This is a genomic window from Chryseolinea soli (genome assembly GCF_003589925.1).
In the GTDB taxonomy this organism is placed as follows: Bacteria; Bacteroidota; Bacteroidia; order Cytophagales; family Cyclobacteriaceae; genus Chryseolinea; species Chryseolinea soli.
The window spans coordinates 3,830,615-3,845,201 of the sequence record NZ_CP032382.1 but is presented as its reverse complement, the minus strand read 5'-3'; the positions used below and the strand labels follow the sequence as shown (position 1 = coordinate 3,845,201).

Genomic DNA, 14,587 nt, shown 5'->3' with positions numbered 1-14,587 from the left:
TTTACTTTTTACTTTCGGTAGATTGTTTATCAATTTTTGGCTTCATGACTTCGTCCAAAGGTTCTTCGTAGAGGCTGGGGGGGAATCCGTTGAGCTGTCTCCAGATTTCATACCATACGGGCACGTCATCAAGCATTACCCATCCTTTTATTCCTGAGCCATTTCTGAGTTGTTTAGGCCACGGCAGGTCTTCTGCATCGGGTACTACCAGAACTCGGAACTCGCCAGGCCTAGAGTTAACGTAGTCGATCACTTCAACTGTTCCGGCGAAGGTCCCAACCGAAACACTTGGCCAACCCGAAAACTGAAGGGCGGGCCACCCATCGAAATGAATTCTTACCTTTCTGCCTTTGCTTAACAAGGGAACGTCCATGGCTTTCACGTATAGTTCCACAGCCACGTCGGCGGCTATGGGCATAATGGTACAGACAGGCTCTCCTTCCTTGATGGTTTCACCTAGCCCGGCCTTCATGGCCTTTACCACCGTGCCGTCTTGGGGTGAAAGGATTTGATATTGACTGACACGTATCTGCGTGTTGGCAAATTCATTCCGGTATTTGGCCAATTCACCCTGGCCATCGAAGATTTCTGCAAGGGTGTTGCTTAAATCAGACTCTACTTTATTGATTTTATCCAGGTATTCGGCTTGAATTCTATCGGGCTCAATCCTTGCGTTTGTGAGGTCCGCTTGCGCGCCTTGATACTTATACTCGATGTCCTGAAATTTGGTCAGTGGAATGTTTCCGGCTTCGTACAATTTCTTGTTACGCTGATAGAGATTTTCAGCGTTTTGGTATCTGAATTTCTCTGCTTGCAGCTTGGCCTTAGTCTGATCTATTTTATTCTGCATGCCCTCATGTAGTGCTTTGATCTGACGTTTCAAGGCCTGGGACTTTTGATCTTTGGATTGAAGACTGCTCTCTTTGGCGTTGATCTGTTCGCGTAGCCGAAGGAGGAGCTGCGGGTCGAAGTATTTCTCTTTTACTTCGCTGATGGTGACTATGGTGTCCCCTTTTTTAACGGATTGCCCCTCGTTTACATGCCATTTCCGGATTTGCCCTGCAATGACGGCCTCAATGGTTTGGGGTCTGTTCATGGGGTTCAAGGCTGTTACCTTTCCCGTTCCACGAATGTTCTGTTGCCAGGGTAGGAATAGAAAGACCAGAAATATCAAACAGAGGACAAGGAGCCATCGGGCCAGGACCTTTCCGGCCTTTGGTGGCTTCAGTGCTCGTAGGGAGTATAACTTGTCCTGCGGAATCATCTTGTCAATATGATGAGAAGAAAGCTTTAGCATAGTGGACGGATTTAATAGATGTAGGTATTGAGGGCACCTTGTTTGACTAAATCTTCAAAGGCTCCTTGCGTAGAGACAATTCCTTTGTTAAGTACAATGATGCGGTCGCAGGCAGCCATTACGATAGGGTCATTAGACACGGCGATGAGCGTCCAGGGATTAGCGCTGGATATGGCTGCATTCACTAAGGCCAGTTTCGTATCTTTTTTTAGACCGCTGAAAAAGTCATTGAGAATAAGAAGTCCAGGTTTTTTCGCCAGGCAGCGGGCCAGTATCAATTTTTGAATCATGGAAGAGGACAGGCCTTTGCCTGCGCTGAGCAGCGGGGTGCTGAGGCCCTCAGGTAGAGCATTGATTTGATCGGAAAGGCCTACTTTCTGGAGTGCCTGGATAGCATCTTCAACGCTTTCCATTGGCTTGCCTATGGTAATGTTTTCGTAGATCGTTCCGTCAAAGATGTCTTCCGGCGAAATATTCTTGGCAATCTTGTCGCGCAAATGTGCCAGGTCAAGATCACGGATGGAGTAGTTGTTGATGGTCACAATTCCTTCAAAGCTAGGATGCATACCGGCTAGAATGTTGGTTAACGTTGTTTTTCCAGACCCGCCCCCCCCGGTAATGCAAACACGTTCACCGGCTTTTATATCTAGGTTCACGCCTTGAAGAATGTAGTCCTTTGTATCGGGATACTTATAGCGTAAGTCTTTTGTGGTAATTGCATATCCGGCCTGCCAAGATCCCTTTGGGAAATCGATCCCCCCTACTTTTTCGAGTGGCAAATCTGTTACATGCGCTATTTTATCCACTGCCGTAAGAAGGTCATAGACGACGTCCATGTACATGATAATCTTCTCAACGGCACTGAGAATAAGAATAATGATGACTTCAGAAGCAACGAATTGTCCAAGTGTTATTTCGCGGTTGATAACCAGAACCGTACCCATAATGAGTAGGCCTCCGGTGACGGCGGCTTTGAAAAGGAGGATAAAGGAGAATTGAATGAGCAGGGTCTTAAAATGAATCTTCCGGTACTTCAGGTAATTATTAACGTTGTAATCTGTTTTCTTAATGGGAAGGTCCGTCGTTCCAGCGAGCTTGAAAGAGTTAAGCGCCCGTGCGAGTTCTTCGAGCCATTGCGCCACTTTGTATTTGTACTTTGACTCTTGGATCGACGAGTGCAGGCCTTTGGGACCGGTTAGGTAAAAAATAATGACTAATGTCGCCACCAGAATTAGGCTAAAAAAAACAAAGAATGGGTGGTAAAGAGAAAGCAACGCCAGGCCGAATAAAATCTGAATGGTGCCTGAAGAGAGATCGATAAGAAGTTTTGGTAGGCCCTTCTGTATGGTAAGTATGTCAAAGAACCGGTTGACGAGCTCGGGCGCATAATTGTTTAGAATTGACTCGATTTTTATCCGTGGAATGCGGAAGGTAAACTCCAGGGCGGCCTTGGTAAAGATTCGCTGCTGCAGGTATTCCACGAAACTGATCTGCATGATTTGAAGTCCACCGGCGATAAGTACCCCCACGATGACGACGGCGATAAGGATATAAACAGAACTAAAAACGACACCTCCGGAGATCAGTTCAATGGTCGATTGAATGCCTAAGGGCAGTATCAAGCTTGTCAAGCCGATAATAATTGCATAGAATAAGATATAAAATATGTCCCTCCGCTCCGTTGCCAGCAAGCGGAGCAGCCTACGGAGTGGGGAGAGATATTCCCCTTTGGCAGACTGGTCAAATTCGTATTCGCTGACCAGATTCTGGTAGGCGACGACCACGAAGAAAATTATTTGGCCTTGATCGTTGGTAAGCCAAGAACGCTCTTCCGAGTTAAATTGTTGCTCAACCGTCTCATGTTCCCGAATTTCAATTCCATGCCGTTCATTGCGTATCACTGGGCTAAGGAGGAACGGCTCCAGGGCATCGCCTTTTTTTTGAAAAAGAAGCAATGGGCTGTCTTCTTGTTTAGCAAAAGCATGAAAGGTGTCCCATTCCAGAGTATACTCCAGAAATAGCATCCGGATTTTACTTCCGGCCTCAAGCAGGTCGCGTTTGAACTCGGCGAAATCGGACAGGGCATAGCGACGATTGTTTACCTCGATGAAGCGCAAACTGGTGGCATCAAAGTCGTGCTTTAGAACCAGAGCAGCCTCCCGTAAAATGCGAACTATTCGGTCGTTAGTCATACGTTTATTTTCAGATTGAATTGAGAAAAACCCTTCAAGAAAGTCATGGAGCTATTTGTTTATTTTTTTTTTAATCTCCGAATGGCCTTAACAAATTTGAGTCATACCTTCGAATTAACGTTCTAAATGACTTGTGAAGATCTGTTAGCTTGTCAATTCCAACGCAATCCAATTTCATCTCTTCGGTATCGTGGAGCATATGTGCTACGTTCGGGTGGTAGAGGATGGCTTCGATATCCCGATGCAATTTCCCCAAACTCTTGGATAGTGTACCGTTACTGAGTCGGTCTTGCGAAAGCTCCTGAGTTGTCGTTCTAATAAGCACAGGGACTTTTTGCAAAATGCGATAAACGTCTAGCTTGCCTCGCTTATCCACAATTAAGTCAAAAAAGCCAACTTGGTTCAGATCGGAGACGAGCTGAGTAATGTAGGGACGTTCTTTATCCCTCGCCTTCACTCGACGAAATCCTACAACGACTAACGCTGCGAGACAAAAAGACAAAAGAATTCCGATTTCGCCGAAATTTGGGACAAGTTCTATGAGCTGATGTTCTTCCTGCATGTTTGAATGTCCGGTAGGTTATGACGATATATTGGTCGTTGACAATGTTACTATTCAATGTCTTATCAGAAAGAATGGCATAGTTGCATTTATTAACCGTTGCCATCCTTTATCCCTGTGTCCCTATGAAGAAATCATTTCTTAAGTTCCCTTCCTGATCATTTTCAAAAACGCCTCGACACAACTGGCACATGGGTGTAATTTGCAGATCCCATGCTGTTCGGCGTTTCCTTTCAGGTCCAGTGCCGACATAAACGCTTTTCAGATCGTCACATGATTACCGGGACTTTAACTAGTGAATGAACGTAGCACGCTTTCTACTACCACGATTATTCATCAACTACCAGCTTAAGTTTAATCGCTCTGTTATCAATAAATAGGTCTATCACATACACGCCGCGTGCAAGCGTTGAAGTAGAAATATTAACCTGCCCATTCACAACGGCATAGACAACGTCAATCTTTTGTCCCAGGCTGTTGACAACCGCTAGGGAATTGCAGATAGAACCGTTCAGGTCGATGCTCGTCGATCCGTACGCAGGATTGGGAAATAAAGAGAAATCGTCTTTTTTGCGGCTGGCTTTCACTGCGCACAAAGAATGATACGTGGCCTTTCTGTCGAAATCCACTTGCTTCAGCCGATAGTAGAACATTCCGCCGTGCGCCGTCAGGTCCAGGTACGTGTACTTCACCTTAACATTACTGTTCCCGCTGGCCTCGACGCGGCCGATGGCGTCAAACGATTTTGCATCGACCGTTCGTTCCACGTCAAAATAATCGCTTTCCCTTTCGGAAGCCGTCGTCCATTTTAATTCCACGATCCCTTCGGCATTTAATCCGCAATCAAAACTTGCGAGTTCAACAGGCAACGCATTTCCATTGTCAGTCGTCCCGAATGTAAATGGACCGTACACGATAGACGGCGCAGCATTTACCACCGTGCCCGCCGTCGTGGTTCCCGTCGTGCCGCCGCTTCCTTCATCCGTCCACAACGAACCGTTCCATGCCGCCACACGCAGCGAACTTAAGTTTCCGACGCCGCCACTATTGCTTGCCCAACGCAGCGTCACATTCACATTAGAGGTGCCTGCGGTCCTGCTCAACATCCAATACTCAGCGTTGCTCACGTGATCAAGCGTCACGGCGCGTTGGGCGTTAGGATACGCTCCGTTTGGCGTGGTGTTGAAGTATTGTGCCGTGTACGCGTCAGTGGCAACGGCCGGCGCGGAGATAGCGATCGGCCGATATAATGCACCTTTGCCAATCGGAAAGGTAAACGCATTGGTGCCAACTTTGGTCATGGACCCATTGACAAAACTACTATTGGAAGCACCTGAAACTGTACCCCCGTTCAACACTTGTAGCGTCGCATTTTGAGTAACGATTCCATTGGTGAAATTCATGTCACCGCGTACTTGGTTTGTGCCCGAGGAAAAGGTAATCCCGTTGTTTTTATTAATAACTAGGTTATTAAAGGTTTGCGGGTTAGTGGTAGCAACGGTGTTGCCGCTATTTGTGCCCACAAAACTCACCGTACCGGTGTTGGCCGCAAATGTGCCGCCATTGTTCCAGTTGCCATACACATCCAGGTTAAAGGCATTGGTGGTAAGGGTGGATGCTGCAATGGCGTTGTTGTACGTACCCGCCGCAATAGCCGGGCTAATAGTAACATTTCTGGCCACTGCACCACTGCCTGCGATCACCGGCATGTTCTGCGGCCCAGCCGCCAGGATCAGCACGTCGGTTGCGGAGGTAGGCACACCGTTGCACCAGTTGCTGGCGGTGAACCAGTCGTTGCTCGTCCCGCCCAGCCACACCGAAGTGCCGGCAGTTTGAGCTACGAGACTGAAAGCAACCTGTAGAAACGAACCGGCCGTGATTTGTTTCATTTGCCACTCCACCGTAGAGTTTGCGTTCAGAGAACCTGTCCACACATTGGTGTGGGCGTCGCAGCACCCGACGTGCTGTGCTACTTGAACGCCATTGATGAACAAGAAAAAATCATCGTCGTGCGCCGGAACATCCAGTTGATAAACACCACAGGTGAATCCCGTCCGTTTGAAGCTAAGGCTGATGTTGGTAGCGTTCATGGTGCAACCCAACCAGGCCGCACCGTTTGTCGTATTTGCGGTGGATGGGGCAGCGCCCGAAGTCCACCTTGTTCGCGTATCAAAACTTAATCCTGTAACGCCACTTCCGTTTTCTGTATAGTAGCCTTGATAGCTGGTGCCAATGGTAGTTGAATTAAAGCCGTACACGTTCCAAGTCCCTGTCGGGAAGGTGGAGACCGAGGCAAGCGGAATCACCGTGATGGTCGATGTTGCTGAATTGGTAGCGCAGTTGTTGGAGCCTTGCACCGTATAGGTGGTCGTAACGTTCGGTGTGGCTACAACCGAAAAGCCGGTGGTCGCACTCAGCCCGGCGGCGGGGCTCCATATATAACTGGCGGCCCCACTCGCTGTCAAGGTAATTCCAGAGGTTGGGCAGCTGACAGTACCCGATGTAGGCGCTACCGTCGTATTGGGCAGGGGATCGACTGTCATTGTAAAAGTTTTTGAAGTCGAACAGCCGGTCTTCGCTGCATCGGTCAATGTATTGGTGACGGTATAATTTCCGCCTGGCGTGGCACCCGTCGTTTGAATCGTTGGGCTTGACCCGGTGGCCGCAGGCGTAAAACTGATTGTAGCGGATGGACTTGCCGACCAGCTATACGTAGCGCCTGCGATGGCCGATGTGGCGCTAAGTGCAGCACCCGTTCCTGCGCAAATCACAATGTCGGTGTTCAGCGACTGCGGCCGCGAGGAAGACGCCACGAAAGAAACTTGCAGGGCACCAGACCCTCCCAAATTGATCAACTGAAACTCTACGGTGGAAGTCGGCCCCAGAAACCCCGTCCATACATTGCTTTGCAGCGTAGAAGTAAAGGCATTTCTTTGAAATACCTGCACACCGTCTATTAACAGGGTTAAGTAGTCGTCCTGATAGGGAATATCGATCTGGTAATATCCGCAGGCAAAGTTGGTGCGGCGGAAGCTCATCGAATAGTTTGTGGTCCCCGTCGCACATCCCTGGTATGCTAAACCGGAAGCCGCATTCGCAACCGACGGTCCGCTGGCACCGGCCCATCGCGTGGCGGTATTAAAGCTGAGGTTGTTTTCGGTGTAGTAGCCGTAGTAATCGTTTAATGTAGTGTTGTTGTGGCTAAAAACATTCCATGTGCCATTGCCAAAGGTGGTAGGCGACGGCGAACCGGGCACGTTCTGAACGGTCACAGTGGTGATTGCCGAAGCGCTGCCGGCAGGCGCTGCGCAACCATTGTTCCCCACTGCGGTGTAAGTGGTTGTCGACGGCGGATTAGCAGTGACAACATTTCCCGTGGTGGCGCTTAAACCCGCCGATGGCGACCAAGTATACGTAGATGCCCCGCTCACAGACAGCGTCGAGGTCACCAGGCCCGAACATATGGTGGCCGGCACGCTAGTAAGCGTAAGTGTGGGCGTGGCATTTGAAACGGTCACGGTAACTGTTTTCGCTACACTGCAGCCTGTCGCGGCGTCCGTGCCGGTAGCAGTATATGTGGTCGTGGTGGTGGGAGCAGCCTGCACGTTCGCGCCTAGTCCACTGGCCGGGGTCAAACCGGTCGTCGGCGTCCAGGCATAGGTTAATGCAATCGGCGCGCTAACCGAAAGTGTAGCCGGCGTTACAGGGGCCGAGCATTGAACAATATTTGGCGATATCGTCAGCGGATTTGCCGTTGCACTAAAGGCCACTTGCAAATAGCCCGGCCCGCTGCCATTCAAAAACTGGAACTCAATAGTCGACGACGCATTCAGAAAACCTGTCCACGCATTGGTATGCGAATCGCAACACCCGGCAATGTGACTGAACACCAGGCTTCCGTTGATAAACAATCGTACATCATCATCGTGCGCAGGAATGTCGATCTGGTAGTAACCGCATGTAAAGTTCGTTCGCTTGAAACTAACCGAATAGCTTGTTGCCCCAACGGGGCATCCTGCATAGCCTGAACCCGAAGAAGCATCGGCCGCACCCGGCCCCGCAGTGTTGACCCATCGGTTGCGCGAGTCAAAACTCAAATTGGTTTCCGTATATGTACCCAGATACGTGTTGTTGGTAATGGGAAAAGCAGTGCCCGAGTATGCATATGCATTCCACGCGGTGGTACCAAACACATTCGGGTTCCCTGCGCTCGCATTGATGGTCAGGTCGACTCCGTTATTTGCACCGATCACACCCGTACCCGGGTTGGAACTGACTACACGTATGCGATAGGCAGTACCGGCCACCGTTCCCCCAGGTATGGTCGCTGCAATGGTGCCCGGGCCTGTGGCGGTCACTGTGCCAAGGGTCGTCGGAGCGGCGAAGCTTCCCAAAGGGTCTGACAACTGTGCCGTAAAAACGTTATTCGAGGGCGTGTTGGGAAAGGCACAGGCGTTTTGAATCGTATAACTTATTGTGAATGGCTGGCCCTGGCAAAACGATGTAGCTGCAAATGTCGGCGCGTTTATGCCGAATGCATTGATCGTGAGGTTGGTGCCGTTGTCCGGGCTGGTCACGGCAGGGTTAGAAGCTACCACGCGAATACGGTAGCTGGATCCCGACGCCGTGGTTGTTGGAATAGTTACGCTGAAACTCCCCGGCGCGGTTGCACTTGAAGTTCCAATGGTGGTGGGCGAGGCAAAGCTACCCGAGGCGTCGGAGAGTTGCGCTGTAAAAGTATTCCCAGCGATAAAATCACAACCGCTCACAAAGGTGTAGCTCAGCGTAAAGGTCGCCCCAGAACAAAAAGTAGTCGCCGCAAAGGTTGGCGCAGTCAAGTTGATTGCATTCACCGTCAGGTTCGTGCCGTTGTCTGCGCTGATCAGGCCGGGGCCTGGATTAGAGCTCACAACGCGTATCCGGTAGCCATTGCCGGGAATGGCACCTACCGGTATCGTCGCGCTAATGGAGCCTGACGTGTTTGAGGTTGCTGTGCCGATGGCTGTAGGACTGGCAAAACTTCCAAAGGAGTTAGATAACTGGGCGGTAAAAACATTGGCCGAAGGTGTGTTGGGCAAGCCGCACGAATTCAGAACTGTGTAATTCACGGTGACGGCCTGGTTGGGGCAAAAGGCTGTCCCTGCAAAAGTCGGCACGTTAAGTCCATACGCGCTGACGGTGAGGTTGGCGCCATTGTTCGCACTGGTCAATACTGGGTTCGTACTGGTAACACGCATTCTATAGCCCGCGGCGGGCGTCGTCCCCGTGGGAATTGTCACACCAATCGCACCGCCGCTCGTGGAGGACGATGTGCCGATGACTGTGGGGGCGGCAAAACCTCCCGACCCGTCTGAAAGCTCTACATTGAATATGTTGCCTGCCCCAAACGTGCAGCTGTTGCTGAGATTATTAGTGATGCTGTAGGTGCCGCCCAAGCAAAAAGGCGACCCCGTCACGGTCGGAGCATTTAATCCGAGGTCTCTGATCGTAAATGCCGCGCTGTTAGTGCCCGTTACAACCGGATTGGAACTCACCACGCGGATCAAGTATCCTGCTCCCGCCGTTGCCCCAATTGGCAGGGTAACCGAAATATTGCCCGCCGTAACAGACGCGGTGGAACCAATGGTGGTGGGCGCGGCAAAACTTCCGGCGCTATTGGATAGCTGAACCGTAAAGGTATTTCCCACTCCGAAATTACAGGCGTTCGCCAGGTTGTTGGCAATATTGAATGTCGTGCCTGCACAGAATGGAGACCCGGTCACAGTGGGTGCGCTTATACCAAGGGCAGTAATCGTAAAAGCAGCACTGCTACTGCTGGTCAACGTAGGGTTGGTACTGGTTACACGCACCTGGTATCCAGCGCCTGCCGCCTGTCCAAGTGGTATTGTCACAGCCAGGGATGTTGCATTTGTACTGCTAACCGATCCCAAAGTGGTCGGTGCTGCAAAGGAACCGGCTGCGCTCGACAATTGCACCGCAAACGTGTTCCCCACAGTAAAATTACTGGAGATAGCCCAGTTAATAGTAATAGACGAACCTGCGCAATAAGGCCCCGCTGATGAAATTGTGGGCGCGCCCGTAAACGTTTGGGAATACGAAGCGAGTGTGGAAAAAATAAAACAGACAACGAATAGGTACCGAAGGCTTCGGACACCGGCGAAATGTGAAATCATGGTCTAAGACTAATTTTCAACAACCTAGTTCTCTAAAAAAGTTATACTTAAATGATCTTCCGAAAGCTTGAGCTTAAGTACTCACGATGCTCATACCTTGAGGCCTTTAACTCGACCCTAATGACAACACCCAAGCCGAAGCATACTCGACATATGCACTCATTAATTTATGTCATTCCTCACGACTGTTCAATTGAATCGATATATTCCATTGGGATAATGACTGGCATAAAAAAAAACATACACCGTCGCCAGGCAAAGACCAAATATCTATCGTCGATCAAGCTTTCTATATAGCCTTTCATGGTTGCGCCATCCATCATTTGTATCTTTACTTGATCTCTCTCATACAGATAGTCGTGAACTACGGTTAACGATATTTTCATAGCCAATCATCTTCGAGTGTTACTTTCAGCGTTTGTTAGTTTTTCCAATTTCTTACAGGCGTAATACAATTAGAACCCTTTGAGAAGCCCCCGCCACCAGTGCTCCTGTACAGCCTGACCAAAGCCCGATGGTTGCTACTGATGGCGAAAGGAAAAAATTAAACGTAGTATTTGCCCAAAATCAAAAATACGTTCCCAATTAATAGAGCTTCTGTCAAGGGGCAGCCGCACAAACGTGAAATCCTACATCAGAAATAGAACCCAGCAAAATCATCTATCCGAGTTTTTCCGTTCCATGCAGGCGATCGACAAACCGCCAACTGAAAGCTTTCACTTTATCCTGGTCGATGATCAATTCAAAGGCGGCACTGGTTTTCTCGTCCCAGCCTTGGCATCGCAAAAAATAATTTGATGCGCGCGGTACGACGGCACGTACAACCATGACGGCCCCAGTGTCAACACCATCTTTAAACTGCACCGCCTCACCTAAAGTATATTTAGGCTTTACTCCATTCATCCAGAGGAGTAACTCAAACGTGTACTCAAATAATATAGCCATGAAATTCAATGTTAAACACTTTCAAATAGATTTGCTGTTGTCAAACTCAATGATAAATCTCGCTCCTTCGTCAGGTTTGCTTTCAACCCGGATTCTACCGCCCATAGCCTTCACCAGTGTTTTCACAAGAAAAAGACCACAACCCCTACCCGGAATATGCGGATGGAACCGTTGATGAAACTGGAATATCTTTTCTTGCGCGTAACGCATGTCAATTCCAAGGCCATTATCGCCTACAGTCATTACAATTTGCTGATCAGCCGTTAACAGTGCGCAACACTTTACCATCAGCTTTCTGTCACTGCTGGAATACTTAATTGCATTATGGATAAGATGGTAAAAGATGCTTTGAATTGACGTCTTGGAACCATAGGCTTCGAGATCTTCAAATTCTGAAATATCGATCTCCGCTTGAGCCAATTCAATATCTGCACGAAGGGAATCCAGAACACTTAACAATTCTTCCCGCAATTGAATGGCCTCAAACTTTTTACGAGCGCCATCATTTACACTCAAGACGTAGCTGAGATCTTGAACGATGTCTTCAAGCGCTATTACACTTTTATCAAGATGGCCTAGGATGTCATCATCCATCTCGATTTTAAGTACCAATAATAAATGAACGAGGCCTTTTATTCTGGCCAGCGGACCTCTAATATTATGCGCTGTTATAAAACTAAATTGCTCAAGTTGATAATTCCGATCGATCAATTCTTCGTTCAATCTGTTTAAAGTCTCAGTTCGCTTCTTGATCCGCGTTTCTAGCTCGGCATTATTTCTCGCAAGTATTTCAGCTTGAGCAACCAATTCCTCATTCTGCATTGAGATTTCCTCTTTCTGAGCCTGGATTTTAAACGTATGTTTTTCAACAAGCTCCTGCAGATTTTGAGCCCTCCGCTTTAAAAAGATAGTACGTTGACGATTACACAGAAGTATAATAAGAACGAGCGCAGCTATGATACCTGACGGGATCCAAAGGGACGTCCATAGTGGGATTACAGTCCAGACGTTCCCCACTCCAAAGACTTGAAAATCCATTCCCTCAATGATGCTCGTACGCCTTCTATTGTACGAACTTGCTTTTGCAGCCTGGGTGGTGACTACAACAAAATAAAGGAACTGAAATAGTAAAGATTTCAGAATGACCGAACTAGTTTTTAGCCAGACCGGCATAGACCAAGCGAGCATTGGGTCTAAGGTCAAAGCTTCAGTTTGACAGAATTGATCGTTCTGAGAAAGACCCCCAACTGTCACGTATCTTGCGCCACGCACTTTCTTATAAATTTTCATTCAATTAAACCGGAACGTAACGCATCTGCAGGGTTGTCCAAGTTGCGGGCTTTCGTAGGGGTATATCCCCTACCTGACAGATCGAGGCCATGGATGAAATCAGATAGCATGCTTACAGCCCCCCGCTTGACCAGACCAGTTTCGGCCTCCAAAGTGCCTTTCTCACTGATTTTACCGCAGTTTTGCGCTAAAAAGAAATGAATGAACTGAAGCATACCAAAGAATACCCAAAGCAGCGTAATGAGATTTCCCATTTTCTTCACGGAACCAGAGTTTTACGACTTTTCAACCGCAATAGTCATGAAACGATCCGAGCATAGAATGATTTAATCGGTAACAAAATGGTGTACAAATTAAATTGAGTGGTATTTTTGAAGAATATGAAGCCTTTTTTGAGTTTTCATTTGATCCTTTTCATCTCCCTTAGTGAAAGTGTTTTTGCTCAGCCCAGAAACATCGACAGCCTTCGTCTACTCCTCCAAGCCACTGGCCAGGACTCCAACCGCGTAAATCTGCTGATAAGCATTTCCACTTCTCAATCGTTTTCGGATAGGGAAGACATGTTTTCTAGTGCCAATGAAGCGTTGGCTCTAGCAAAAAAAATAAACTTCGATAATGGCCAAGTCAGAGCACTTTCAATAATAAGTTTTTACTACGAACACAGTCTGGGGAACATGGCCATGACCCTTAACGCGCTTTTGGAAGCTAAAAAAATTTACGAAAAACAAGGAAACGAGGGAAAAGTCGCGTCTATGAATAACCGCATCGGACGCGCATATTTTGAGCAGGGTGATACAAATGAGGCTCAGACCTTCTTTGCACAGTCCTACGCCATTTGGCGTAAACTCGAATACAAACCAGGATTGTCACTCGTATGTGAAAATTTAGGTGACGTAGCCAAAGCCAATCAAAATTGGTCACTGGCATTAGAGCATTACCAACGATCGCTTTTGTATGCAAAGGAGATGGATGATATTCCGACACGCCCGATAAGAATGAGCGGTGCCCTACGTGCCATAGGTTCAGTTTATATCCATCGCCAAGAGTATTCATTAGCTTTAAAATATGAACAAGATGCATTAGAGATGGCTCTAAAATCCGGAAATTCTATTATGCAAATTCGTGCCTACAACACCATGAGCGAGCTCTACCTAAGCCAGAATCAACCCAAATTAGCCTTGCAAATGGCGGATAATGGGTACAAGCTTTTATTAACTAAAGTTGAATCCAAAATAGATATAGTACAAAGTTATAAACGATTTTACAATGCATATGAAGCATTAGGGGACTACAAAAGAGCTTTTAATTTTCAGCAGCTTTATTCGACATTGAGCGATAGCCTCACGAACGCAGCCAATCTAGTAGCAATGGAAAGGCTGAAATCCAAATATGAACTTGAAAAGAAAGACAACAAGATAATACAATTAACACAACAGCAAGTTTTAGCTGCATCAAAAAGGAACACCTTGATTATTGCATTTGTTGGCGTCATGTCTATCATTCTACTTCTATTTAACCGACACCGGATAATCATAGGAAAAAGACTTGCATTAAAAAAACAATTGCTCGACGTTTATATCTTGACGCTTAAAGAGAAATCAGACGCGTTTGAAAAAATCCAAATCGAACTTGATGCAATAAAATTAAGTCAACCCGAAGTAGATGTTCACCTATTTAAGCTCAACGAAATACTTAAAGCTAATATTCTTACGGATGACGATTGGCAGAACTTCAAAAGAGCATTTGAAGACATCTATCCCGGATTTTTCGTCAAGCTACGCGATCTCTATCCTTCGATCACTACCGCAGAACTCCGGATAGCATCCCTTATTAAACTGAATCTTTCCAGTAAAGAAATGGGCGCAATGCTGGCTATTTCTTCCGATAGTGTCAAGACCGCGCGTTATCGGCTAAAACGGAGACTTAATCTACCAGAAAACGAGTCCATTGAAGAATTTATTAACAAACTTTCCATTTCCAAATCGAGAACAGTTGAAATAGAGTAGATACCAACTCGGATAGCTTGCAATTCTAAGTAACCCCAACTGTCAGATTAAGTCGAAACTTCACGTAATGATTGCTCTCACAACGATTAGTAAAATTACGTTATCCGCATTACCCGAAAGTG

The 14,587-nt window shown here is 47.5% G+C and carries 8 protein-coding genes; 1 reads left to right on the top strand and 7 read right to left on the bottom strand.

Going from position 1 to position 14,587, the window contains the following annotated elements:
• Position 1 precedes the first annotated feature (1 nt).
• The 7 genes from D4L85_RS16395 to D4L85_RS16360 form a co-directional block, all read right to left on the bottom strand.
• Positions 2–1,297, bottom strand: coding sequence for an HlyD family secretion protein (locus D4L85_RS16395; protein ID WP_119755312.1), 1,296 nt, complete (start codon positions 1,295–1,297; stop codon positions 2–4).
• Between the two features lie 11 nt (positions 1,298–1,308).
• Entirely contained in the window at positions 1,309–3,489 is a 2,181-nt protein-coding gene (locus tag D4L85_RS16390; protein ID WP_119755311.1) for a peptidase domain-containing ABC transporter, read from the bottom strand.
• Positions 3,490–3,559: 70 nt separating this feature from the next.
• Entirely contained in the window at positions 3,560–4,051 is a 492-nt protein-coding gene (locus D4L85_RS16385; protein WP_119755310.1) for a hypothetical protein, read from the bottom strand.
• Between the two features lie 329 nt (positions 4,052–4,380).
• Positions 4,381–9,942, bottom strand: a complete 5,562-nt coding sequence (locus D4L85_RS16380) for a T9SS type A sorting domain-containing protein (protein ID WP_160143783.1) — start codon at positions 9,940–9,942, stop codon at positions 4,381–4,383.
• A 942-nt stretch (positions 9,943–10,884) separates the two neighbouring features.
• Positions 10,885–11,169 carry a hypothetical protein gene (locus D4L85_RS16370; protein WP_119755307.1) on the bottom strand — a complete coding sequence of 95 codons (285 nt, stop codon included), beginning with the start codon at positions 11,167–11,169 and terminating at the stop codon, positions 10,885–10,887.
• 21 nt (positions 11,170–11,190) lie between these two features.
• A complete protein-coding gene (locus tag D4L85_RS16365) occupies positions 11,191–12,459 on the bottom strand; it encodes a sensor histidine kinase (protein ID WP_119755306.1) in 1,269 nt (422 codons plus the stop codon).
• On the bottom strand, positions 12,456–12,722 hold the full coding sequence (locus D4L85_RS16360; protein ID WP_119755305.1) for a hypothetical protein: 267 nt from the start codon (positions 12,720–12,722) through the stop codon (positions 12,456–12,458). The genes D4L85_RS16365 and D4L85_RS16360 overlap by 4 nt, the downstream gene beginning before the upstream one ends.
• Before the next feature lie 117 nt (positions 12,723–12,839).
• Between D4L85_RS16360 and D4L85_RS16355 the strand changes: the two genes are divergently transcribed.
• Positions 12,840–14,465, top strand: coding sequence for a tetratricopeptide repeat protein (locus D4L85_RS16355; protein WP_119755304.1), 1,626 nt, complete (start codon positions 12,840–12,842; stop codon positions 14,463–14,465).
• Positions 14,466–14,587: the final 122 nt, after the last annotated feature.